This window comes from Bacillus sp. PK3_68, from assembly GCF_003600835.1.
Classification (GTDB): domain Bacteria; phylum Bacillota; class Bacilli; order Bacillales; family Domibacillaceae; genus Pseudobacillus.
In genome coordinates, this window is record NZ_NQYC01000001.1 from 699,715 (window position 1) to 723,146 (window position 23,432).

The 23,432-nt window shown below is 37.5% G+C and carries 29 protein-coding genes and 2 pseudogenes; 12 read left to right on the plus strand and 19 right to left on the minus strand.

Features of this window, described 5'->3' with window-relative positions:
* Window positions 1-11 precede the first annotated feature (11 nt).
* From CJ483_RS03625 to CJ483_RS03635, 3 genes are all read right to left on the minus strand, one after another.
* Window positions 12-515, minus strand: coding sequence for a M23 family metallopeptidase (locus CJ483_RS03625; protein ID WP_182916954.1), 504 nt, complete (start codon window positions 513-515; stop codon window positions 12-14).
* Complete coding sequence (locus CJ483_RS03630) at window positions 446-895, minus strand: hypothetical protein (RefSeq protein ID WP_120032021.1); 450 nt, start codon at window positions 893-895, stop codon at window positions 446-448. Before CJ483_RS03630 ends, CJ483_RS03625 begins: the two co-directional genes overlap by 70 nt.
* 304 nt (window positions 896-1,199) lie before the next feature.
* Window positions 1,200-1,754 (minus strand): TetR/AcrR family transcriptional regulator, encoded by a 555-nt coding sequence (locus CJ483_RS03635; RefSeq protein ID WP_120032023.1) that lies wholly within the window; start codon window positions 1,752-1,754, stop codon window positions 1,200-1,202.
* Between the two features lie 172 nt (window positions 1,755-1,926).
* Between CJ483_RS03635 and CJ483_RS03640 the strand changes: the two are divergent.
* A pseudogene (locus CJ483_RS03640) lies at window positions 1,927-3,379 on the plus strand (DHA2 family efflux MFS transporter permease subunit).
* Window positions 3,380-3,588: 209 nt separating this feature from the next.
* On the opposite strand, the gene CJ483_RS03645 reads toward CJ483_RS03640, so the two are convergent.
* The 4 genes and pseudogenes from CJ483_RS03645 to CJ483_RS03660 form a co-directional block, all read right to left on the minus strand.
* Window positions 3,589-3,807: a hypothetical protein gene (locus tag CJ483_RS03645; protein WP_120032025.1), complete on the minus strand. Its 219-nt coding sequence runs from the start codon at window positions 3,805-3,807 to the stop codon at window positions 3,589-3,591.
* Between the two features lie 423 nt (window positions 3,808-4,230).
* Window positions 4,231-5,193 (minus strand): RtcB family protein, encoded by a 963-nt coding sequence (locus CJ483_RS03650; RefSeq protein ID WP_120032027.1) that lies wholly within the window; start codon window positions 5,191-5,193, stop codon window positions 4,231-4,233.
* 422 nt (window positions 5,194-5,615) lie between these two features.
* Window positions 5,616-5,831 (minus strand): annotated as a pseudogene (locus CJ483_RS03655) (RtcB family protein); the annotation flags it as partial.
* A gap of 195 nt (window positions 5,832-6,026) precedes the next feature.
* The gene (locus tag CJ483_RS03660) at window positions 6,027-6,437 is read right to left on the minus strand and encodes an Lrp/AsnC family transcriptional regulator (protein WP_120032031.1); all 411 of its coding nucleotides are present in this window, start codon (window positions 6,435-6,437) and stop codon (window positions 6,027-6,029) included.
* Window positions 6,438-6,566: 129 nt separating this feature from the next.
* Between CJ483_RS03660 and CJ483_RS03665 the strand changes: the two genes are divergently transcribed.
* Window positions 6,567-7,325 (plus strand): MBL fold metallo-hydrolase, encoded by a 759-nt coding sequence (locus CJ483_RS03665; RefSeq protein WP_120032033.1) that lies wholly within the window; start codon window positions 6,567-6,569, stop codon window positions 7,323-7,325.
* Between the two features lie 87 nt (window positions 7,326-7,412).
* Here CJ483_RS03665 and CJ483_RS03670 read toward each other — a convergent pair whose 3' ends face one another.
* Window positions 7,413-7,601, minus strand: coding sequence for a DUF4083 family protein (locus tag CJ483_RS03670; RefSeq protein WP_120032035.1), 189 nt, complete (start codon window positions 7,599-7,601; stop codon window positions 7,413-7,415).
* A 67-nt stretch (window positions 7,602-7,668) separates the two neighbouring features.
* A complete protein-coding gene (locus tag CJ483_RS03675) occupies window positions 7,669-8,052 on the minus strand; it encodes a DUF4181 domain-containing protein (RefSeq protein WP_120032037.1) in 384 nt (127 codons plus the stop codon).
* 506 nt (window positions 8,053-8,558) lie between these two features.
* Between CJ483_RS03675 and CJ483_RS03680 the strand changes: the two genes are divergently transcribed.
* Window positions 8,559-8,837 carry a hypothetical protein gene (locus tag CJ483_RS03680; RefSeq protein WP_120032040.1) on the plus strand — a complete coding sequence of 93 codons (279 nt, stop codon included), beginning with the start codon at window positions 8,559-8,561 and terminating at the stop codon, window positions 8,835-8,837.
* 281 nt (window positions 8,838-9,118) lie between these two features.
* A complete protein-coding gene (locus tag CJ483_RS03685) occupies window positions 9,119-9,322 on the plus strand; it encodes a hypothetical protein (protein WP_120032042.1) in 204 nt (67 codons plus the stop codon).
* Between the two features lie 25 nt (window positions 9,323-9,347).
* On the opposite strand, the gene CJ483_RS03690 is transcribed toward CJ483_RS03685, so the two are convergent.
* Complete coding sequence (locus CJ483_RS03690) at window positions 9,348-10,274, minus strand: LysR family transcriptional regulator (protein ID WP_182916955.1); 927 nt, start codon at window positions 10,272-10,274, stop codon at window positions 9,348-9,350.
* A gap of 153 nt (window positions 10,275-10,427) precedes the next feature.
* Here CJ483_RS03690 and CJ483_RS03695 point away from each other — a divergent pair, with 153 nt between their 5' ends.
* A complete protein-coding gene (locus tag CJ483_RS03695) occupies window positions 10,428-11,186 on the plus strand; it encodes an SDR family NAD(P)-dependent oxidoreductase (protein WP_120032046.1) in 759 nt (252 codons plus the stop codon).
* A 629-nt stretch (window positions 11,187-11,815) separates the two neighbouring features.
* On the opposite strand, the gene CJ483_RS03700 is transcribed toward CJ483_RS03695, so the two are convergent.
* The 3 genes from CJ483_RS03700 to CJ483_RS24930 form a co-directional block, all read right to left on the minus strand.
* Window positions 11,816-12,193, minus strand: a complete 378-nt coding sequence (locus tag CJ483_RS03700) for an SET domain-containing protein (protein ID WP_120032048.1) — start codon at window positions 12,191-12,193, stop codon at window positions 11,816-11,818.
* 143 nt (window positions 12,194-12,336) lie between these two features.
* Window positions 12,337-12,546, minus strand: coding sequence for a hypothetical protein (locus tag CJ483_RS03705; RefSeq protein WP_120032050.1), 210 nt, complete (start codon window positions 12,544-12,546; stop codon window positions 12,337-12,339).
* 94 nt (window positions 12,547-12,640) lie between these two features.
* Window positions 12,641-12,766 (minus strand): hypothetical protein, encoded by a 126-nt coding sequence (locus CJ483_RS24930; protein WP_259455556.1) that lies wholly within the window; start codon window positions 12,764-12,766, stop codon window positions 12,641-12,643.
* A gap of 344 nt (window positions 12,767-13,110) precedes the next feature.
* Here CJ483_RS24930 and CJ483_RS03710 point away from each other — a divergent pair, with 344 nt between their 5' ends.
* The 4 genes from CJ483_RS03710 (at window position 13,111) to CJ483_RS03725 (ending at window position 15,549) form a co-directional block, all read left to right on the plus strand.
* Window positions 13,111-13,881, plus strand: coding sequence for a thermonuclease family protein (locus CJ483_RS03710; RefSeq protein ID WP_120032052.1), 771 nt, complete (start codon window positions 13,111-13,113; stop codon window positions 13,879-13,881).
* 428 nt (window positions 13,882-14,309) lie between these two features.
* On the plus strand, window positions 14,310-14,603 hold the full coding sequence (locus CJ483_RS03715; RefSeq protein WP_182916956.1) for a hypothetical protein: 294 nt from the start codon (window positions 14,310-14,312) through the stop codon (window positions 14,601-14,603).
* Between the two features lie 56 nt (window positions 14,604-14,659).
* Window positions 14,660-15,013, plus strand: a complete 354-nt coding sequence (locus CJ483_RS03720; protein ID WP_120032056.1) for a hypothetical protein — start codon at window positions 14,660-14,662, stop codon at window positions 15,011-15,013.
* Window positions 15,014-15,246: 233 nt separating this feature from the next.
* Window positions 15,247-15,549: a hypothetical protein gene (locus CJ483_RS03725; protein ID WP_120032058.1), complete on the plus strand. Its 303-nt coding sequence runs from the start codon at window positions 15,247-15,249 to the stop codon at window positions 15,547-15,549.
* A 95-nt stretch (window positions 15,550-15,644) separates the two neighbouring features.
* Here the strand turns inward: CJ483_RS03725 and CJ483_RS03730 are convergent, their stop codons facing one another.
* From CJ483_RS03730 to CJ483_RS03745, 4 genes are all read right to left on the minus strand, one after another.
* Window positions 15,645-16,046 carry a DUF3139 domain-containing protein gene (locus tag CJ483_RS03730; protein WP_120032060.1) on the minus strand — a complete coding sequence of 134 codons (402 nt, stop codon included), beginning with the start codon at window positions 16,044-16,046 and terminating at the stop codon, window positions 15,645-15,647.
* Window positions 16,047-16,087: 41 nt separating this feature from the next.
* Window positions 16,088-16,555 (minus strand): helix-turn-helix domain-containing protein, encoded by a 468-nt coding sequence (locus tag CJ483_RS03735; protein ID WP_120032062.1) that lies wholly within the window; start codon window positions 16,553-16,555, stop codon window positions 16,088-16,090.
* Window positions 16,556-16,801: 246 nt separating this feature from the next.
* Window positions 16,802-17,617 (minus strand): lipid II flippase Amj family protein, encoded by an 816-nt coding sequence (locus CJ483_RS03740; RefSeq protein WP_120032064.1) that lies wholly within the window; start codon window positions 17,615-17,617, stop codon window positions 16,802-16,804.
* Window positions 17,618-17,754: 137 nt separating this feature from the next.
* Entirely contained in the window at window positions 17,755-18,015 is a 261-nt protein-coding gene (locus tag CJ483_RS03745) for a hypothetical protein (RefSeq protein WP_120032066.1), read from the minus strand.
* 114 nt (window positions 18,016-18,129) lie between these two features.
* On the opposite strand from CJ483_RS03745, the gene CJ483_RS03750 reads away from it, so the two are divergent.
* Window positions 18,130-18,942, plus strand: a complete 813-nt coding sequence (locus tag CJ483_RS03750) for a hypothetical protein (protein WP_182916957.1) — start codon at window positions 18,130-18,132, stop codon at window positions 18,940-18,942.
* Between the two features lie 216 nt (window positions 18,943-19,158).
* A complete protein-coding gene (locus CJ483_RS03755) occupies window positions 19,159-20,571 on the plus strand; it encodes an N-acetylmuramoyl-L-alanine amidase (RefSeq protein ID WP_120032068.1) in 1,413 nt (470 codons plus the stop codon).
* Window positions 20,572-20,948: 377 nt separating this feature from the next.
* On the opposite strand, the gene CJ483_RS03760 is transcribed toward CJ483_RS03755, so the two are convergent.
* Window positions 20,949-21,851 (minus strand): DMT family transporter, encoded by a 903-nt coding sequence (locus CJ483_RS03760; protein WP_120032070.1) that lies wholly within the window; start codon window positions 21,849-21,851, stop codon window positions 20,949-20,951.
* An 862-nt stretch (window positions 21,852-22,713) separates the two neighbouring features.
* Between CJ483_RS03760 and CJ483_RS03770 the strand changes: the two genes are divergently transcribed.
* Window positions 22,714-22,911 carry a hypothetical protein gene (locus tag CJ483_RS03770; protein WP_120032074.1) on the plus strand — a complete coding sequence of 66 codons (198 nt, stop codon included), beginning with the start codon at window positions 22,714-22,716 and terminating at the stop codon, window positions 22,909-22,911.
* A 269-nt stretch (window positions 22,912-23,180) separates the two neighbouring features.
* Here the strand turns inward: CJ483_RS03770 and CJ483_RS03775 are convergent, their stop codons facing one another.
* Window positions 23,181-23,372 (minus strand): hypothetical protein, encoded by a 192-nt coding sequence (locus CJ483_RS03775; RefSeq protein WP_120032076.1) that lies wholly within the window; start codon window positions 23,370-23,372, stop codon window positions 23,181-23,183.
* Window positions 23,373-23,432 lie beyond the last annotated feature (60 nt).

Below are 23,432 nucleotides of genomic sequence, written 5' to 3' on the forward strand. Positions count from 1 at the left end.
GTTTTTTAATGTTAAGATGTAAAAGGGCTAACAAAGTCTCCTTGAATGGGTTCAAGCCCATTCTCAAAACGGATACGAATCGATTGGCCCTTCAAATAGTTAATTGAATTCATTACTTGAAAATGTAAATGAGGCTCCGATGAGTTTCCTGAATTTCCACATACCCCGATCACCTCTCCTTGCTGTACAAAATCTCCCTCACTCACAAGGATGGAGCTTTGTTTTAAATGCGCAAGCATGCTGTACTCATTGTTTTTGTGTTCGATAATCACGCAATTCCCTTCAGGTGGCTCGGGATTGAACTCGCCCGGTACATTATCCTTTATCCCGTCTACTATTTTTACTATCTTCCCTTCTGCTGGAGCTATGATCTCTTTATTAAAAGCATAATAACTTTCATTCTCTTTCACGGGACCACTATATGATTGACCGTCTTTCATAATAATTAAGTCGTACGCATATCTTTGATCAGCATATACATAGTGATAATTAATAAACTGGTTTGTCCCCCCCAAAAAACAAACCATTCCTCTTTTATTGGCATAATATATGTATTCTTTGTGTACTGTTGGTCGCTTTCTGGAAAAGAAACAAAAGGTGCAAGGCTTATTCCATAAATAGTGTTATTTTCATCAAAAGAAATGCCTATGGCTTTCTCTCTTTCGTTATCTAACCATAAATACTGCGTTATATACTTGTTTAAATTCGTACTCATTTCCAGGCTATATGTTTCTACCCCATTATTAAAGGACTCACCATATTCAATAAATTGTTCGAGTGTTGCTAACTGCTTAAACTCCTCTGTTGTCTGCTGATAGATCGCAGAAAAATCTCCATTTAAAAACCTAGATCCGAAATCATCAGGAGTAACCTCTAATTTTTGCATTCCTCTCAATTAAAACACTCCAATTTCTATAAATTATTTCTTACAAAAACTTTATACGCTCTTTATAACAAATAAGTTTCATTAATTGGATATTTTAGAAATATATGTAGTTGCATTCATTGGCTCCGTGTTTTATACATTAAACAGGCTTTATTGATGATTCAATTGCTAACCCATACATTGATTTATTGAATGACAATTAAACTGAAAAGCTGGACATTAAAATTGAAGTCCAGCTTTTCAGAGTTAGGCGTTATTAAATTTTAATGAGAATAACTTGATAAACCTTTAAGGAAACCCATGGATGAATGATTTAGGCCCACTCCACCTTGTACATTAAATAAATTTGGTTGGCGATGTAATCCGAACTAAAATGAAGGCCCTTCTTTATCCACCACATGATGATACCTACCAAGGAAGCTGTTTTAATATCTACCGAAACATATTCAGGGGGTAAATTTTTTTCAGTATTCTCCCTTCTCGTTTCCACTAATTGTTTTAACAACGAAAACAATTGCTCCTCAAACTGATTGATATTAAATAAGGTAAGTAAATAATTTCTATGGACGTATAAATAATCCAGCAATTGTATTAACTGTTGTTTTTCTGATAAATCTTTTGAATGAATTAAAGCAACAATTTTATCAGATAGCTCATTTACAATCTCCGCGGTAATGTGCGTAAGTAAATCTTGAATATCCTGATAATGCAAGTAAAACGTTGTCCGATTTAACCCTGCTTTAGCTGCAACCTTCTGAACCGTTAAATTTGGTATAGCGGCATCCTCGCTTAAGAGAGAAAAGACTGCATTTTTAAACATTTCTTTCGAACGAATCACACGAGGATCTTCTTTTTTAGATATAGACATTTTACGCTCCTTTATAGATTTTTCTTCAACCTTCTCAACAAAAGGCGTTTTCTATGTAGATTAATGAACATTCGCAGTAAAACTGTTCATGGTCAAGGCCTATATAGTTTGTTACTATGAATTTTATCGACACAGTGTTGAGAATTCAAGTTTAAAATGAAGGAGTGTACAAATGGAGCAGGAGATAGCAGAAAAAAATAAGAAAATCTTATTAACTGTTCTGATTGCCGGCTGTTTTTTATCGACATAAATCAGACTTTATTAAATGTAGCATTGAGCAGTTTCATGGATATCTTTCATGTCACAGCTGCAACTGTACAATGGTTATCAACAGGATTTATGCTGGTAAACGGTGTTTTAGTGCCCATTACGGCATTTTTAATGAAGCGTTTTACAACGAGGCAGCTATTTATTAGTTCGATGTTCTTTTTACTCATTGGGTCTGTACTTTGTGCCTGTGCAATGAATTTTAGCATTTTATTAACTGGAAGAATGATTCAAGCAATTGGTGCTGGAATTATTATGCCTCTCATGATGACGGTTATTTTATATTTATACCCTAGCGAAAAGCGTGGCAGCGTGATGGGAACCATTGGCTTTGCGATCATTTTTGCGCCGGCCATCGCTCCTACATTATCTGGCTTTATCATTGAGTATGTTTCATGGAGATGGCTATTTATTGGATTAGCCCCATTTGCATTAGTCGTCATTGTGCTTGCGTTCAAATATTTAATGAATGTGGCAGAAACAACAAAAGCAAAATTAGATGTTGCAAGTGTTGTTTTATCAACCATTGGTTTTGGCTGCATCTTATTTGGGTTCAGTAATGCAGGAAGCAAAGGCTGGGATGATCCTGTTGTGATTGTAACTATCGTTGTCGGAATCATCATCACGGCTTTATTCTGTTTGCGGCAAATGAGATCCAACGACCCATTATTGAATTTGAGCGTATTCAAATATAAGGTTTTTACTGTTACGACATTCATAAATGTACTAATTACGATGATCATGTATGCAGATTTAATTCTTCTACCAATTTACTTGCAGAATGGAAGAGGTTTTAAAGCTTTTGAAGCGGGATTACTTTTATTCCCTGGAGCTGTGATCAATGCCTTCTTATCCCCTGTCACAGGCAAAATGTATGATAAGTACGGGCTAAGCCACTCTTTATTACGGGGTTACTATTTATTATTATTTCCATGTGGGGAGTCATCAATTTAACGGAATCTACGACTTATATGTATTTGATGGTTCGTACTATTATTTTACGGATTGGATTAAGCTTCATCTCTATGCCTTTAAACACGGCTGGGTTGAATGCTTTACCGAGAGAATTAGGGGCGCATGGTTCAGCAGTCAATAATACCATTCGCCAATTGTCAGGGGCTATTGGTACAGCAGTGGTCATCACTGTATATACTATTCAAGCAACTTCCCATGCCTCTGATCTATCCATGGAAAATGGAAACATTACAGCTGCCAAACTAGCGAAATTAGCTTCGATCTCTGGTTCAAGTGATGCCTATGCATTTATGCTCGTCTTGTCTTTTGCGGCGTTAGTGTTTGCATGCTTTATGCCTAAAAAAACAGCTAGTCAAAAACGCGAAAGTGCATCACACACCTGATGAATTTAACATCGCATTCATTATGTCTAAAAGCAAGCCTATCTGAGACTTGTCAGATAGGCTTGCTTTTTATACTTATTATAGTTGTTACATCCAATCAGCTGTCTTCCCTCCTTTAACCTGTTCGGTCTATCATGATAACTAGCAAATTTCCACTAGAAGGACTAGAGGCCAAAATAAAAGCAACCGCTTATCAAAAGGCGGTTGTTTTACTGTTTAACCAAAGGAGCCACACTAAAATGTTCTTCCATTTGCTTGGCCAAACATTCTACTTGCGATCTGTTGCTCAAAGTAAAGGTGAGCTTGCTGTCTTTCCCTGGATCTATCCCTACCACTTTGAACCCTCTTTCCCTGCATTTCAATTCCACATCATTTTCAAACAAAAAATCATCGAGTTGTCTGTAACTTTTGATCTCTTTCAAATCCATGTATCCATCCCCCTCCAAAGGACTATTTCTCTCTCTAATTAGAAATTCCTGCTAATTTTTCTTTTTAACTTCCAATTAAAACAGTAAAATGTGCCCATAAAATAAAAAGGAGAGTGAGACATAAAAAGGCATGAGAACGCAATTATACCTACAATTTTACATTCATCGGCTTTACAGCTTTAGAAGTACTGCAGAAACGGCAAGGAGTCAGGCGGCTGAGAATTTGCAAAGTCACTATTCCCCCACTTAAAGCTACAGAAAGCCGTGCTCCTGTTGAATTTAAAGGTAAAAATGCCGTCTTGAGGAACGGGCGAAAAGGTTGGCAATAAAAATCAGCCCCACTCAAACGAACGGGGCTCTTCTCATTTAAACCTATGTTCAAAAGCGCTAAAAAATTTTTTTCTTCCGTTTTATCAGGTGAGCTTAATTAGCTTTAAAGTTATATAAAGGCTTAATTACTTTTTCGATTGTTAAGGACTCTTTCACATTGCTCATAATTTCATCTATCGGCTTATAAACCATTGGCGCTTCATCAAGCGTACTTTCTCCAATGGATGTGGTCCATATGCCATTCATAGAGTTTTTAAAATCATGTAATGATAAAGTTTGTTTAGCCTTCGATCGTGACATGATACGACCTGCTCCGTGCGGTCCTGAAAAATTCCAATCCGGATTTCCCTTTCCTGTGGCAATAATAGAACCATCTCTCATATTAATCGGAATAATTACTCGCTCACCTTTTTGTGCAGAAATTGCCCCTTTACGCAAAATCCTATTCTCCATGTCAATGTAATTATGAATGGTAGTGAAACTATCAGTGATCGCCCATCCCATGCGTGTCACAATCTCATCTACCATCGCTTTACGGTTCAACATAGCGTACTCCTGAGCTATTTTCATATCATTCATGTAATCGTCAAAGCCTTGCCCTTCAAGATAGGCTAGATCCTTTGAAACTTTTGGTCGACTAATTGCTTGTAGAGCATCTGGGATTTCTGCTTGTCTGCCTTCTTTCTTAAGACGCTCAATCACTTCTTTTCTCTGTTCGGTGATATCAGTCAACTCATCGTAAGCACGCTTTTGATAATATTCAGCCACTTGTTTGCCAAGATTCCGTGAACCGGAATGAATCACCAATACTACTTTATCATCCATTTCGTTCAACTCGATGAAGTGATTGCCACCCCCAAGCGTACCGATAGAATCCTTTGCCCGATTCAAATTAAATGGAGCGCGAACATCTCTAAAATTGATACGTTTAGAAAGCGGGTGACGCTGACTTCTAGAACGAACACTAAAGCCGCTTGGCACAAATTTGCGTACAGTATCATCAAGCTGATCAAAATTGACTTCTGTTTTATGTTTATCAATGACAGCCACTTCCATGCCGCAGCCAATATCGTACTTTATATCCTCTAATTTCTTAGGGAGTGGACTATACCTTCACTACAGTCATCGGAGTAGGCAGCTCCTACTGTAGGCTCGCCGTGTTAATTATTCCATCAAGTTAAATTGTTCTTCCTGTTGGCAGGAATTAAAGCCGGGATATTCGCCCCGTTCTGTTCGCTGACATATCCTTAAGCCATCATAGGGAATCTTCCCATTTGTCATTCAACTACACGTCTTGCTTCTATCATGTAGCGTTGGATAGCGGGATGTGGAATAATTCTGCACCTAAGTCTGCTAACAGGGTGCAAGTCTCTGAACCATTTGACTATGTCACCATAGCCTCTGGCTGCTGATTGCCCTCGTCTTTACGTTAGGGTTTCCAGCAATTGAGCGAGTTTTTTAACGTTGGAGCCGATTTAGTTAACCCCAACTAAATTTGGAACAATTTTGTCTTGAATGGTCATAGTGGTTCCGATTGTGCATCCAGCCCCCGCGTGGGTATCCGGCATAATCCGGATCTTGGAATCTTGAGCAAACTCTTGGTTGCATAGCTCAACAATTTGAGACATGGCTGTTTGCTCCACATTGTCCGTAAATACCTTTGCCATATTGTATTTCCCGTTTAATTCTAGCATCCTATAACCTTCTCTCTATTTTATCTAAAACAGTCTACTAAAATTTGTATTTTTATTTTTTCTTATTATACATCATATTTCTATTCTGCCCGTTTATCAACAGTACCGTAACACAATCTTTTATCGATTCTTAAATGCCCCCTGTTTCCTGTCGTGCAGTGAATATGCGTACAATTATCTATTTCTTTTCATATACTATTTGCTAATAATAATTGATAATTTGTAGCTTACAAGATTGCTCAACCTTGTCAAAAACTCATCTAACAGTTCATTGGATGGAAATTTGCATTCGAGAAGATAGCAACTTTCTCCACTGGTCTTGTAGTTATTTATTATGTATGGCTCTTGTTGTTTTATGAACGACAGGTACGGTTGATGATTTGGGCTTTTTGTATAAATGTGAATGATTGCATGAACGGAATAACCCATTTTCACCTGATTGACTTTAACCGTGTATCCCTTAATAATTCCACTTTCCTCTAATTTGGCCACTCTAGCTGAAGCAGCTGGTCCAGTCAAATGGACTTTCTTTCCGAGTTCTTTCATTGTAATCCGACTGTTCTTGGTCAATTCATTTAAGATATGAATATCCGTGTGATCTAACATTTATTGAACTCCTTTCATTAATAAAGTAAAACAGCCATAAGACTTTATTTAATCTATGTATCCGTCTATGAGTCACAGTATAGAATATACATTGTTCAAGAAAATTTCAAAGAAGAGGAGTGAATGAATATGAATATACAGCAAATTCGTAATGCAACTATAATCGTTGAATACGCAGGAAAAAAGTTTTTAATCGACCCAATGTTAGCGGAAAAAGGCGCCTACCCTCCTTTCCCAAATGCACCCAGACAAGATCAGAATAATCCTTTAGTCAGCTTACCCACATCCGTTGATCATATTATCCAAAATATTGATGCAGTTATCGTTACTCACCTTCATTATGATCATTGGGATGATGCAGCTAAAGAAGCATTGCCAAAAGAGATCAAAATATATGCTCAAAACGAAGAAGATGCGGCAGAAATCCGAAATGCAGGCTTCCAAAATATAGAGATTTTACAAGAGGACACAGCCTTTGAAGGTATCCAATTGATTAAAACAAAAGGTGAGCATGGAAGAGGAGACATTTTACAACTTGCTGGTCAAGTATGTGGAGTGGTCTTCAAACATCCAACGGAAAAAACCTTGTATGTAGCTGGAGATACAGTCTGGTATGAAGAAGTTCACAAAGTCATCGACACAAATAAACCGGAAGTCATTGTGGTCAATGCCGGAGATAATCAATTCTTTGAAGGCGGTTCTCTAGTCATGGGGAAAGAGGATGTCTATGAAGTGTATAAAACTGCTCCCAACGCTAAAATTATTGCCGTTCATATGGAAGCTGTCAACCACTGGACTTTATCAAGAGAAGAATTAAAGAGCTTTATGAATGAAAAAGGCATCTCTAATGTTTTAGTGCCAGCTGACGGAGAATCCTACTTATTTTAGAAGATACATTCAATAAAAGAAAGAACCTCCCTGAAGAAGTATCCATTCAGTGGAGGTTCATTTTCACAACCTGATAAGTTTTCCAAGTTAATCTCTAAGTTGTTTCTCCTGATTTTCAATGACTTTATCAAGTTTGCTTTCGATTCTCTCTAAAGCATCGCTTCTATAAAATTGATTTTTGCGAAGCCCTCTAATAAATAAAAACACTGACACAAAGAATAAAATTACCAATAAAAGCATAGCGATTTGAAATATTACATCCCCAATATTAACCATAGTCACCTCATAAGTTTAAATATCCATTCCTCTATTGCTTTAAAAATGCATGCATTGGTGCAGGGAGCTATCCCCAGCCCAACAGCTGAATAAAATAATTAATGTAAAAAATAATGATTGCACTACTCGATGTTAAAAAAACAAGTGTAGCAACATACTGTTTTGAATTCCTTAAATACTTCCACTCGAGGAAAGCTTGAAACCCCAACAACAGAGCCAAATACACGATCCAATACCATTTGATAATATCTGTATCCTTCGTAACAGCAAAACCTAGAGCACATAAAAAGACAACTAAGATGATGCTCCTCCCCCATCGGTCAATGTTTTTGCCAGGAGTTTCTGAAATCTTCTTTCTTTCTACATCAAATAGTTTATCTATTATTTTTTCTAGAGTGATAAATACAAGACTTAAAATTATGATAACAATAACAAAAATGAAAAACTTCAAACACTTGTCTCTCCTCTTTTATATTTATATTACCACAAAAATTACATTTATTGATAAATTAACCATAATGATCAAAGAATCAAGAACTCAAATAACACCTGCTTATGATCCTCGGTAAGATGGTGGATTGGTCTTAAGAGAGATTCGTATGTTTTCAGTCTTTCATCTATCCTTCGTTGAGCTGGATAACGTTGGACGTTTCCGCTTTCGTATGATTGCCTCTTCATACATTTTATTCTTTCCCCTATCCTCATTGAGATATCTTCAAGCTGGAAAGATAAATGCTTACACTTGCTTTATTTGCCGCATAGCTCAATATTTTAGATTTGTTGGTTTAAAACCTGACGTTCTCATCTTTATTATGCTTTTTTTACAGTAGACTTTTGATACTCCGTATTTTCTATCAATCCATCTCCTCGTTTCAAACTAGTGGACTTTAACTTGCCTGTATACTCTTTTTCCTTCCAGTGAATAGTAATTACAAACGCTTTAGGGAGGTTATATTCATGGACGGAATGCACTTAAGGTTGGAAGTTAAAAATCTTTACCTTAGAGTAGCTAATGTCACTCGTGACAACAAAAGCTATGTACTTTTAACTGCCTATGATGATACTAATAATGAACTTGTATTGGAGCTAACACATGAGCAAGCTGGATGGTTGGAAGACCAATTTTATGCGGCTAACCGCAGGTATGAAGAGAGACTGACAAATCCACAATCAGCTAATGAGCCCGTCCCCAATCCAATTTTAAAGCCAACCGATGGACAGGAACCCATGCATTGAATATGTAGGACAATCAAATACCGCCTTAAAATGAAACTTCTAAAAACCACCTTTAAGTTGCAATGAGGGTATTAAATACTTACATACAACTTAAAGGTGTTTTTTCTATGGACACAAGATTGAGTTATCTGGCGAAAGCCGAAAAGACAGCAGACATGCGAATGGCTGCTGTTCCTATGAAGAAAGGATGGATGAAGTAATATCAAACCGGATTTTCACCAACCTATCGGGAGACTATAGGCTCATAGCCATCCCCCCCACTTCAAGAGGGAAATGACAAAATGACAAACCGAAAACTTTTGCCTAACATAACTATATGCCATCATTTAAGCATTTCCCTCATCGGTAGAAGAAAGACGCAGCGGACGGCTTTGAACAAAGGATTAAGCTACTGTAACTCTATTCCTGCCTATGAAAGAAATGTCCCGGTTGCCTTAAGTATGATTCTTCACCAGCTTGAATTAAAAATAATTCTTCAAAACTAAAGGATAACGATACCTTCATCTGCCATTATGTAATCCGGCTAACACCATTTCCTCTATCTTCCTCATTAAAAATAGTCTCCTCTTTCAAAAAGGTAATAGCAAAATCCCGAAAACTGTTAACAACAAATGAGCTCTTTCTCTCTTTATTCCAAGCAATCCCTACCGTTTGAAAGCAATCTGGATTTGAAATCTTTAAGATTTTTACATTGTCTAAATACACATCTAAAAATGAATTTTTAAAAATAAAGGAAATTCCTTTTCCTTCGTTCACTAATTGTAAAATCACAGACAGGTCTTCCCCTTCAAAGGCAATACGCGGAGTAAAACCCGCTTTTTCGAATATTCGATTTTCTGTTGTGCGAAAACTTTGACCTGTTTCTGACAAAATAAACAGTTCCTCTTTAGCCTCGATCAATGAAACACTTTCTTTAGCTGCCAGAGGGTGATTTCTTGGAACGACTAAAAAGACCTCTTCCGTAAATAGCGGCACCCACTCTATCCTTCGATCCACAATGGGATGAATAACAATCATCAAATCAATTTCACCGGAAATTAGCTTTTGTTGGGCTAATTTATCTGGTAATAAATACTGGTGGAATTTAACATTGGGGCGCTTTTTATAAAAATCAAAAAATAATTTGGGCAACAGCTTTGAATTCATTACGTTAATCGTTACACTATCTTCACGAATATTAGCCAGCTCTTGAATTTCTAGTTTTGCCGCCTGCAAATCAGCTAAAGCCTTTTCTGCCTTTTCATAAAAAATACGACCATATTCGTTTAAACGAATAGATTTCCCTTTTCGATCAAATAGCGGCACCCCAATATCATCCTCTAAACGGGCAATAGTTTTACTTAAGGAGGATTGTGAAATCTCCAACTCCAATGCAGCTTTTGACATATGCTCAAATCGCGCGACTACTAAAAAATATTCTAATTGCGTTAATTGCATTTTCATTCACCTTCTTATGCTTATAACTATAAAGGAATAAGCTCATTCTCACAAAAATATTGAATGCGCTTTTTTAAGAAAGCTATACTACACATGTAACCAATTAAGCAGCTTTTATGATGAACACCAAAGAGCAATGAGGAGGAAAATAATATGAGCATCAAAGATTTTGAAGGTCGTGTTGTCTTAATCACTGGAGCAGCAACTGGGATTGGACGTGCTACAGCGCTTGCTTTTGCTCGCCGTGGTGCGAAAGTGGCCATTGGTGACGTAGATGATCGCGCAAAAGAAACCGTGGAACTAATTGAAAAAGAAGGCGGAGAAGCTGTATTCTTTAAAACAGACGTGACAAACTCAGAACAATTAAAATCACTTGTTAAACAAACAGTAGAAAAGTTTGGTGGATTACATCATGCATTCAATAACGCTGGCGTTTTAAATAAACCAGCAAAATTCGTAGATATTGAAGAGGATGCATTTGATAAAGTGATGTCTGTTGATGTAAAAGGTGTATTCTTTGCTGTGAAACATGAGCTTGAACATATGATTGCTAACGGTGGGGGTACCATTGTAAACACTGCTTCAGTAGCTGGTTTAATCGCAGACCCTAATATGGCACCATACGTTACTGCCAAGCATGCAGTAACTGGTTTAACGAAAGCAGCTGCCATTGATCACGCCGAAGATGGCATCCGTGTAAACGCTGTAGCACCAGGTTTAACAGAAACACCAATGACTCAAATGTGGAAAGATGATCCAGAGACATGGGCAGAAGTTATTTCTAACGTTCCAATGCGTCGTTCTGCTAAACCAGAAGAAATCGCTGAAGTAGTAGTCTTCCTTTCTTCCGATGCGGCAAGTTTCTGTAACGGTTATGTTTATGCAGCCGATGGCGGACAAGTTGCTCACTAATAGTAAACACGCTAAATAAACAAAAATAATTCTTAAGTCAATTCATTACTCTAGATGTTTAATCATTCATGGAGAACAAGGTCATTATACTTTTCGTTTTTGGAAATGTTAAGATACCTTGTTCTTTTCTTATGTCATATAAACTTATATACTCTTCTTTCATTAAACTCCCTCTTTAGTCGGAGAAGAAGGATGATGTTACTTTCAATATGCAGAGTTACCAAATTTGTTTAATTTTACCTATTTTATCTTCTCAGTAACTGCTCTTACTATCTTCATTATTAATAAAACGGCCACTGTGGTTAAAGGGATACATCCTGAAAAATAAAATTTCCCATCAAACTCAATTATCCTTTATCAATTGCCCAACAAAGATAGACAACCTACCGACTTCCCTCTCCCCTTTCGGTTTTTTTGCAAAACACAACGTACAGTGAATAATCATGAGATGAAAGAAAATGAGAAACAGGTGGATAAGACTTTAACGAAGATATATTAAATGAAATGAATAAATCCCACTGAAAACATAAAAAATCAGCGGGATTTCGCTTTGTTTATTTCATATTGGCAAATGGTGACTATCCCAGTGAGGATAGATGAAATGTTTTTTTATTATTTTGCTATCCTTGTTAGTCCTGATCAAACCATAATTGATCTTTGTTATCCACGTCGCCGTTATAATTAATTAAAATTTCTTCTCCTGCTTTTATATCTGTGAAAGCATAGAAGTCAAATGTGTGATTCTTAAAATTAATCTCATACGTGGCATTCGGTTCATAAGAATGGTTAAACAGCATTCCATAACCAAGAAGGATGGCCGAGTGATTTATCCCATACTCAAAAGCGTAATCCGCAAGTAAAGTTTTCTCAATGTATGGATGCTGGTCATTCGGATAAGAAATAACGGGCGCTTCATGCAACAGCTCTCCTTTTTTGATATCACATGTAGCAAATACCCCTCTATTGAATTCTCCATCACTTAGGGGAGATGTTTTTATCTCAATCATGTCGTTCGCCTACTCACTTTTAAAATTTTCTTTCTAGTGGAAACATCAATTTGAGCATTAAGCCCTTTTTATTCAGTAAAGAGTCTCTTCGTTTTGTTAAAGCATGAGCTAGTCTGTGCGCAGCTCATTCCGGACCCCATACGTTAGCGTGACGCTTTTGGCGGTTGGCATACGTCACATTTACGCTGGTGGTTATTTTTAAACTTTGTAAATGTTTTTTCAAAATTGCTGCCACAAGCACATTTAAACAGTAACTTTTGTGAAAAACCATGATATTCCGTCGTTAGCAGCTTGCTTTCCGAGTTATTCTCAACGAATTCTTTAATTTTACCGATTGTCCATCGCTTATTCATTCTCTTACACCTCCATATTTTATCGCTAGGCGGAGGCTTTTACCAGGCATCCGTTCAATTATGACCAAAAGTCGTAATTATCCTAAGTTTCTCATTATAACATGAGCTGGCACACAGTTAAATAGAGCGTTATTTTGACGAGTGCTAAATGATTACTCCCTGTCACAGTACATTGTTCGATCTCTCCTCTTTTAGGAATGGCATGAAATGGCTTGACCATTCCATCTATCCCCATTCTAAAATTATTTCTCTATCCTGAGAAAGAACACATATGAATCACAAAAATTCCAACTGTCAAACTATCATTACAAAGCACCTGATAATAAAGACCTCCCCCATGCATTTCCCTCCTCGTTCCGAAGACAAAATACGGATAATCATTGCTCATCTCAAGGACTTTTGTCGTTATTTGACGAAAAGATAATATAGCATTTCAATTCAATTTATAGGATACTATAGAAGGTGTTTTTCTGCTTATACACGTGATAACGTGTCTTTATTTTTATGTCATTATCAGTACTTTAATCACGAGTCTTATTATCTATTTATAAAAGGAGCTACATTATGTTTAACAAAAAATCAGAATTATTTAAGCCTATTGCTGCGGCTGTCCTGTCTTTATCCTTGCTTGGCAGCTCATTTACACCTTTTGCCATAAAAGAAAGTAATCATGTTCAGGCAGCTGCACCTACAACAGCTGTTACTTCAAAGGTTACTGAGGTCATTGATGGAGACACTATTAAAGTCATGTATAAAGGTAGAAAAGAAACTGTGCGTATGATTTTGGTGGATACACCCGAGACAAAAGACCCCAACAAGTGCGTGCAATTATTTGGTCCAGAAGCATCTGACTTTACCAAAAAAAGCTTACAGGGAAAAAATGTGAAAGTAGAACTTGGTGTTCAGACTCGTGACCAATACGGCCGTGTTCTTGCTTATATTTATTTAGATAACAAAATGTTCAACAAAACATTATTAGAAAAAGGATTGGCCCGTGTTGCGATCTTTCCGCCAAACACTCAGTATTTAGAAGAGTTACAGGCTGCTGAAGCCACTGCTAAACAGAAAAAACTTGGCATCTGGTCTAGTGCAAACGCTATGAATGGAGCTTGTGCTCCAAAAACCACACCAGTGAAACCAAAACCGGCTCCAGCAAAGCCAGCGCCTAAACCAAAGCCGGCTCCAAAGCCAGCGCCCAAGCCTGCACCTAAAAAAGAATCATTTAAAAACTGCACAGAGCTTAGAAAGAAATATCCAAAAGGTGTGGCCAAGGGACACCCTGCTTACGATTCAAAACACGACCGCGATAAAGACGGTTGGGCTTGCGAGAAGTAAGTAACTACTACAGCCTCACATTAAAGCTACTTTAAAATAGGTAGCCGTAATGCACGGCAATGAGCCTGGACTTCAAAATTGAGGTCCAGTTTTTTATTTTCTATATAAAAGAAAGCCGAAGGTTCATTTTGTAAGTTAACAACAAAGACAACCAAATTAATTTTAATAAGTTGTTCATAAGTTCCCTTTGTAGGTTAGCAATGCTTCATATTATAATTACATAACTGACTTACCTCTGTTATTTTCTCCACCCGCTGTGTACATATGGGTAATGTTGTATCTAACTAAGAAAGGCTGTTTAATACAAATCTAGAACAATGGCAAGAAAGGATTTTTAAGGATACTGACGAAGCGGGAATAAACATTGTGTTAGATAGGATTGAAGGAAAAACAGTTACTTGGCTGTTCTCTACAAAGGCGAAACTTATGTGAAATGGGAACTGGCTAAGAAGGCTAACACAAATGCATTAATTGATGATGTCCGGATTATCGCTGCACTCCAAAAAGCTAGCCAAGTTTTCGAAGAACCAACGTATAAACAATTGGCCCAAAGCATTCAAAACACGATAGCGAAAAAGCAAAAGAAAGCAGGTTATTATGTTGACTTCTACGATTGGTCGCTGGAAAAGTCATCGTCACGAATGACTCTAAGTTATTTAACACCGGATTTTTTTCTCTTTTCCCAGACACCCTGCAATCGAAGCAGCTTCTCACTCGCTTAAATAACAACAAGGATCTCTTCTTTCCCGAATATTATAATATAGAAAAAGAAACCTATGTGCACAATAAAACGGTGCATATGATCGATCAGTTGCTAATTGCTATTAATCGGAAAAATATTGGCTACAACTCGGATCAACTAAATGAATGGCTGTTAAAAGAGTGGAACAATAAGCACAAACTTTTTGGTCAATACGATCGCCAATCTCTACAGCCTGCTGTTTCGTATGAGTCATTATCTGTGTATTATTATTTGCAAGCTTATCTGAAACGAATTGGCAAGCAGGACGTAGCTGAAGAGGTCATCAAGCGAGCCAAAGAACTAGATGAAGATCCCGTTCGCCACCATGCTCATTTTTTTGATTACATTCATTATCAACACCTATTTATTTATGAAAAAAAAACTGTTTAAAAGTCGGCCATGCGTTGACTTTTAAACAGCCTTTCTAAATACAAATTTGACCCATCACCCTCTATGAGACAAGAAACAGGTTACTATTTTTTCTGCTTTCAATTTTGAATTCAGCTCTTCTAAACTGTGCTTATCTGGAAGTTTAATAATCCCCGGGCGTTTCCTTATGTGCTCATACTATACACATACGCTCAAAATGAATCCGCAAAACTTTACAAGAAAGAGGTGTCTGTTTGAATAAAAACTCAGTTATTTATACTGCTATAACTATCATTATTTGGCTCTTTTTTATCGCTGTAAAGTATTATAATGTCAAATATGGCGCATTTAGCGTGAGCCCTTGGGGAGCACATAATTTTGTAAATATAACGCTGCAGCTCTGTTTTATTGTTTTACCTATAGTTGCGCTTGTATTGTCTCTTTTGATTAACCAAAGACCGCTTAAGTATATATTACTGTTAGGCAATCTTGTAACTTTTTATTCTTTTTCAATCGCTTTTATTCTAGCATGGTTAGATTATTTTAGAGGATTTTAAAAGATAAAGTTTATTTGCCTTTAGTTTTTATTTATAGACATGTTTTCGTATTTATGAAAGCTTCGCTAGCGGCTGCACTGACTGAAAACGACTTTTTACTGATTCTCATGATAATGCACACAGTCCTCTTCACTATGTTTGGTGGGTTTTTTAATCTCTCTATACCTTGGGCTATACCTTTCACAAAACTGCTTGACAATCTTCCCTTTTTTCCTTACTCCATAATAATACGTTATATCTGGCTCATCTTTGAACTTCACCATATATTGAGTATGAAGATATTCTTTATTTGAAGATTCTTTCGGTTCACCCTCATGCTGTTCTATTATCGATTCCTCCGTATACCCCATTTTCTCAAGATAGGAAGGTACATGCTTATTGACGAGATAGATTTCGTATGGGTTACCGTAGTTCAGACGGAGGATCATCATAAACGGCACTAATAAAAAGAGCAGGCTAACCGCCGTTATTATAAGTACGATCTGCTTAGTGGTCATGTTTGTGATCTCCTTAAATTCATTATACTCTCCTGCAAATCTTAAAGAGTGGTGGCATTATTTTCTAAAAGTTCATCAAAATATATAAGCGTTTCATCTTGATCCAATGAACTAAACCACCGGTAATTGTCCCTATCAATAATCCGATAATGTTTGCTGATCACATTCTGCTGTAAAATGAAGTCGTTTTCTTTTTTAATCTGTTTCCACCAAATCTTTCCACCGAGTGTTTTTTCTCTAGGTCTATCAATGTTCCCGTGTGCTAATGTTTCTATTACTTCCAGAGGGTCTTCACCTAAGGCTGCCTGAATAACTTCAGAATCTCTAAATAGAGCGCAAAGAGCAATGACGCACGTCCATGTAGCAGACGTTCGCCCTTTTTCAATCTGAACTAATGTTTTTTTAGAAATCCCAAGGACCTCTGCCATTTTCTCTTGTGTATATCCTTTTTCATGTCTTACTAGTTTTACTTTTTTGGAAATAACATCAATCACATCTTTCTCATTCATAGAGCATCCCCTTAGTTACTTATGTTTAATTTAGTGTAATTTTACACATTTGGAATTCAAATATCAACAATAAACTGGAAATTTATCAAGTATATTGAAAAGGACAGATTTAATTTCCTTTGTCCTTCTCTAGGCATTTCTCTAAATTCAAACAAAAAAAGCTGAGGATCCTTTTAGATACTCAACTTCTTTTTATTTATGTAAATCATTCTATGGATGATCCCTCGTTTGCGCATACAAATCAAATTAAATCCATTCAGCAAACCAAGCGACATAGTAAGCAGCAGGAATAAATAAAAGCTGCGCCACAAACGTGCCTAATAATTTTGAACTGACCATTGTAAGGGAATAACTTTTTAAATAAACATAACTGCTTTGTTTTTTAACCACTCTATCAGCCAATACTGAAGCTTTCGGATCAACAAATAGCGTCAACAGAATAGTTGCCACACCATTGATAATGCCTGATGACATTAAGGCAGCCTGCGAGTAATCTTGTGGAACTAGCATAGATGCATATATAGACGAAAGGACACCAATAGTAAAAACAGCTGAAATAATGACATTTATCACGAAAATCCGCTTAGGGATTGTTTTTAAAGTAATCCCTTTAAGGTATGTTAATCTGGGTAGCCTAAAACAGCTAAATCCCTTTGCAATTCCTTTTTTATTAACATACTTAAAAAGCAGTGCCATGATTGAACCTCGCTCATTAGATAATTGAACAATAGCCCGTGAAAAGATATTAATGAACGTAGGAAAGAGAAGAATTCCAAGTAATACCCCAACAGACGTTACTCCAATTAAAATTCTGTATTGCTCTTCTATGTAGTCTAATTTGTTTAAGTGCGGTGCTTCTGCAATAAGCTTTGCTGTTAGTGGCTGTTGGATCATGGTAGAAAATCTTGAAATGATCACTAACGTACTAAACAAGGATAAAGCGGTTGCTATTAACTTTACCCTCGCCCCCGAAATTCTAGCTGAATAAGCTAACGTTTCAATCATTGTGATGATCAGCAGGAATACAGATATGATGATTACTTTACTCGTAACTAAGCTCATAAAACTTCCCCCTTGAAAGACAGCCTAACTGTATGATAAACCAAGTTGCAAAATCGATTCACCTCTCAGTAGTTGAAGGTGTTCTTAAAGAATGCAATGACTACTGCATATGCCTTTCATTCACATTCTTTTTACCATCAGCCTCTCGTTTTTTCTTTTGCCAGCGAGTTCACTGTTACTATCAATTCCTTTACTTTTACTGCCACCATTTTACTAACTTTCTCGATATCTGAAGTGCCTTCTCCTTGTTGATTTAGTGCATATGCTCCGCCCTTCATATTCTCTTGTTTCGTTGCAGTGTCGTGCGCTATATTTTTTACTTTCCCATTCCAAACCACCTTTATGTATTTCAATAACAATAATACCATATAAAGGAATAAATTGTCTGACTGATACAAATCTATATGCTCTATTGTACAAAACAAATGGATGGAACGGATGTTTGACCTTTTAATGGGTCTGCCGCTTTGTTATTCTAATGATTACTTGTAAATGAAAGCGGAGAGATGACAATGACAAAAACAAAGTTGGCATTCGTTTTGCTAGGTGTCATGAACTTGATTCTTATCCTTATGCATCTAACAGGCTATTTCATCCTTTTCTTTAGACAAACCGGTTATATGATTCCTCTAGCAGTTGATATTATTATTTTAGCTATACTTGGCTTTCGCTCTTCTCGATATAGTAATAGATTGATTATTGCAGGCCTATTCCTAAGTGTTCCATTCTTACTCATGCTCAATCTTTGGGTTCAAATAAGAGATTATAGCTACAAGAAAATTGATTCTCCCCATGGTCAACAGTCGCTTATCATTGAGTATCGGGACTTTACATTAGGTGAAACCACGTATTATTACCATTTTTACAAGACAATATTCGGTTTTGTTGGCAAGCGCCTTGATGATCAGTCTATTGAAATGGTTAATTATGATCGTGGAATTCGGTTGACTGCAGAAGAAGCATTAGGATTAGGCAGAGAACAATGGATCACTAAAAATATTGTTCGCTTCCCTACTTGGGAAGGAATGAAAGACATACATTTGGCTCCTTCTCGATCGCCAGTGAGTTCAGCCGATATTGAAGCTTTCATCAATATGGCGAAGAATAAGAAGAATGGCCGAACCTTAACGGTAAATGGTAATCAATTAGAAATAAGATATGACGAAATGTCCGGTCAAAGCTGGATTGAGGTAACTAGCGACGGTGTAATCCCTAGGCAACAATGCTCTCGCATTGTGCCCAATGAAGAAAGCCAATTTTATATGTTGGAAGAATGTACGCATCGGTGGGAATATCCTCTGTATCCTATGACAGAAGGCAAGTAACTTATCAAAAGTGTAGACATAATTATAAAATGACTCCTGGACTTCTACAGCTTTATTGATGTTTTCAAGTGTGCGAGATCGTTTCTCCCTTCCGAAAATCAGGTAAGGGGGTATATGTGTTTCAGAGTAAAAATTTAATAATTACTCTAGAAGAGACTTTTGTGTAGATATCTATGTTAGAATGGGGTGGTAAAATTTTATAAAGGAGTAATATTTATGAAAAAGAGTTTACTGTTTACTTTTTTGGTTTTTTTATTGGCGATTCCTCTTCTTTCTCCTTCTACAACTGTCAAGGCAGCTAGCTTTGTAGATGTCCCTTCTCGGGCGTTGAAAGAAGTAAATTATCTGTCAGAAGGTGGAATAGCCAATGGCTCATCTGCCACTACTTTCGCTTCAGATAAAACGGTAACACGAGCGGAAGCAGCAGCCTTCATTGGACGTGCCCTTCAATTGAATGGTACAAAGCGTACAACCAACTTTAAGGATGTGGCACCGGGCAACTTCTCTTCCGGTTATATCCAATCTGCTGTAGAAAAAGGCATCCTCTCTGGATACTCTGGAGGCAGGTTCCTTCCATATAACGAAGTCACACGTGGTGAAATGGCCGTTATGCTATCGAAAGCTTTTGGTTATGAATTTGGTGGAAGCCTCTCCGGTGCAGCCAAAGCATTGACAACACGCGGCATCGCAAACGGGCTTGAGAACGGCACATTTGGATCTAATCAGCCGATCATTCGTGCAGACTTCGCTGTGTTTTTGGCTCGTGCCATCCATCCTGAATTCCGAACAAAAGAGTCAGCAAGCTTTGATAAAAGACGCTGGGTAGATGTAGATGATTTGAATGTACGTACCGGTCCGGCTGCCAAATATACGAAAACCGGGTCTCTTAAAGAAAACACGAAGGTGCTTGCGGGACATGAAGTAGGTAGTTGGATTTATATCCAATCCGGTCATATTACTGGTTTTGTACATAAAAGCTATTTACGAGAGACAGAGGAAAGAAGTAGCATTGGAGAGGCAGATCCACGTCTTGCCAAGCAAACGATTATTCTGGATCCCGGGCATGGCGGAAGTGATCCAGGTGCAGACGGTTTCGGCCTTCTAGAGAAAGATGTGGTATTGGATACAGGCTTAAAGGTAAATGAGTTACTGAAAAACACACCTTTCAAGGTTTATATGACCCGCACGAGTGATACGTATCCAAGTTTGTCTCAGAGAACAAGTTTCGCAAAAAGTAAAGGTGGTAATATCTTTGTAAGCATTCATGCGAATGCTTCTACTGGCGGCGGAAATGGAACGGAGACACTTTACTATGGCGCTGCGACTTCAAAAAACCCTTATGTTGCTGACAGCAAGCTACTGGCAACGAAAATTCAACAGCGCATGGTTGAAGCTTTAAAACTGAAAGACAGAGGAGTAAAGCCAAGAAACAACCTGCACGTCCTTACACGCAATAGTATGCCAGCTATTATCGCTGAGATGGCATTCATTGATCACAAAAAAGAAAATGAAATGCTTAAATCGGATTACTGGCGTACGGAAGCCGCTAAAGCCATTTATAACGGAATCTTAGACTATTATAAAGCGAAAGGCTATAAGGTGGACTCTCTTTATAAAGCAGCAAAATAAAAAATCGATTTCTATTAAACTATCATGAGAAGATGGAACTCCTGTTAAACTAAAAAATAAAAACACCTACCTACAACTTGTAGGTGTTTCAGGCTGCAGACAAACTCAAGAAATTCGGAAGTTTGTCTGCAGTCCTTTTTATTTTTCTTGTGAATCGAGGCTGTTGATTTCCATTCCAGGCGCTTCGCTTTCCGCGGGGCGGTCGGTGAGCCCGCAGGAGTCTTTGCGCCTTCCATTCCACCCAACAGGGTTTACAAAGTTGGGGTAGCCGTACAACCATACCAGTAGAGACATGAGGGATTCAATATGACTAATCTGTCATGTTCTTCTTCACTAATAGTTTTCCTTCGTTTAAGTGTAGTTTCTCCAGCACACAGTCAGCTTCTCTCTACGATCGATCCTTTTCTGGCTACAGGAGCATTTTTGCCTACTATTACAGAAAAGACCACCACCCCTGCTATGACAAGTGTGAAAAGTGTAACGGATTCATTCAAGAAGACGGCCGCAAATAGAATCATTAAAAATGGTTGTAAATATTGAATCTGACTCACTCTTGCTATTCCGCCCATGGCCATTCCACTATACCAGGCAACATAGGCGAGAAATTGACTAACGACTGCGAGATACATAAAACTAACCCAGGCCTGTAAAGGGGCATGGATCATTTCTGTTGTAAAGTGCAGCCCGACTGGAAGAATGAAAAACGGGGCACCGATCATGATGGCCCAAGCAATCACCTGCCAGCTGCCTAATTCTCTCGCCAATCTTCCTCCTTCCGCATAGCTAAGCCCGAGTATGATCACCGCTACCAATAAAGCTAAATCAGCAAATTGCAATTGGCCAAACCCAAGATGAAGAGCATACATAATAACAGCTAAAGAGCCGATTACACTGGAAAGCCAGAATTTAAGAGAAGGCCGTTCGCCTGCTCTAAACATAGCAAATCCCGCTGTTGCTAATGGCAACAGGGCTAATTCCACAGCACCATGAGAAACAGGCAAGGATTCCATCGCCCAGGAAGTAAGGAGAGGAAATCCTAAAACTGCTCCACAAGCAACAATAACTAGACTTTTAAATTGGCTAAGAGAAGGCAGTTTTTCTTTTCGCACTATCAATATTATCGCTACTAAAATAGCGGCAACCACTGTTCTTCCTAAACCGACGACGGCAGTCCCAAAGTACTCCACTGCCACCCTTGTAGCTGGAAGTGTTAAGCTAAAACAAATGACACCTATTAACCCCAACAATAATCCAATTTTCTCTCTTGTCTCTCTCTGCATTTTGTCCTACCCCTATCTTTTAAATTCGTATTATATCTGTTCCATTTTCTAAAAACAGTTCTAATATAACTCAAATAATAACGGGGTACATGCCATAAAATGAATCGTCTTTTTCTCCATCTGTACTGGTACAATTAAAAGAGAATGAATATAGTCACTTAAACCAAATCACAAAAAAATCCTATATGATTTTGTAAGCACGCTGCGGTTTGATTCAAATTTATAAACTGAAACATAGAAAGCCCGCTGAAGAAATATCCAATTTAGCAGGCTTTTTGCTTTGTTAATGATCTTGCATTTAAACATGGCAGTGTAATTAATATTTCTTTGCCCGTGGCCATCACTGCAGCCAAACTCAATCATAGAAGCCTGTATCTTCCTCTATGAGTATGGGGAAAAGATTGATGTTAATGGTTTTCACTCCGGGTAACTAACAGGTAAAACATAAATATCCCCAAGCTTTCGGAAGAACAGTAAGTCTCTTCTTTGAAAGGGGGAATCGTGTATGCCTAAAGATATGATTACGTCTAGCGTGTGACAAAGATTTGTTACTTTTGGTGGCTTTCTTTTTATTGCTGTTCTCTAGCTTTTTAAGTAAGGAGAGGCTCTAGCCCGCCCAGGGTATTTCAGGTTATGGCACATTACGTCTGTAGTATGTCCATTAAATAATAATTAAAATCATAAAAAGACCTTCATGCTAAAGAATAATCTCTGAAGATGATGACACAATAACTGTTATAAGTAGCAAACTATCGACGCAAACAACCACTTCTATTTCTCTTTGCTATTCGCCTCAGAGGGGTTGGGTGCTTGATACTTGCTGCTTACTTTTTATTACAAAAACAACTAAGGAGGAATACACATGAACAATAACAATAATAACAACCGTAATTTGAACAACAACAATAATAATAACAACCGTAATAAAGAACTGGATCTAAACAATGTAAACCTTGAGCTTGGACTTGATAACGAAATCGAGAACCTTGATAACAGAAACAACCGCAATAACAATAACAACCGTAACAATCGCCGCAACAACAATAATAACAACTGCTAATATTCCCCTTAAAAGAAACGTTTAGAGCGGGACAAGTGAGAGCGTCACTATAAACGGTGACGCTCCTAAATAGGCCATTTCTTCTCAGAAAACATATTTCTTTTTCTCGTCCATTTAAAAGTCTTTTACTTATTATTCGCCAGCAGAATCCTCTTCAATCATATACTACAATTTTATATAGGCTTTGGTTCTTGGAAATTTATCGATGTTCCAACTAAGCAAAAAGCAGCAGTGAAAAATAGCACGTCGAAAAAGGCTTATTCTGCCCATCAAACAGTAGCCTTGATTTTATATTCCTTTACCTTATCCAAATTAACTACGCCATTTTCTACTATATAAAATCCTTTCATTCTTTCCAGTTCATTCTTCAGTTCCTCTTCTGAATTTTTCCGTACGTTCAATGTGATGACTTGATTATTTTTCAGATAAAAGTCAATTGAATAAGTTTTTATTTTACACACCCCCTCCTACCTACACATTTCCATAAGAACGGGTATTTTCCTATACTATTCATTCGACAA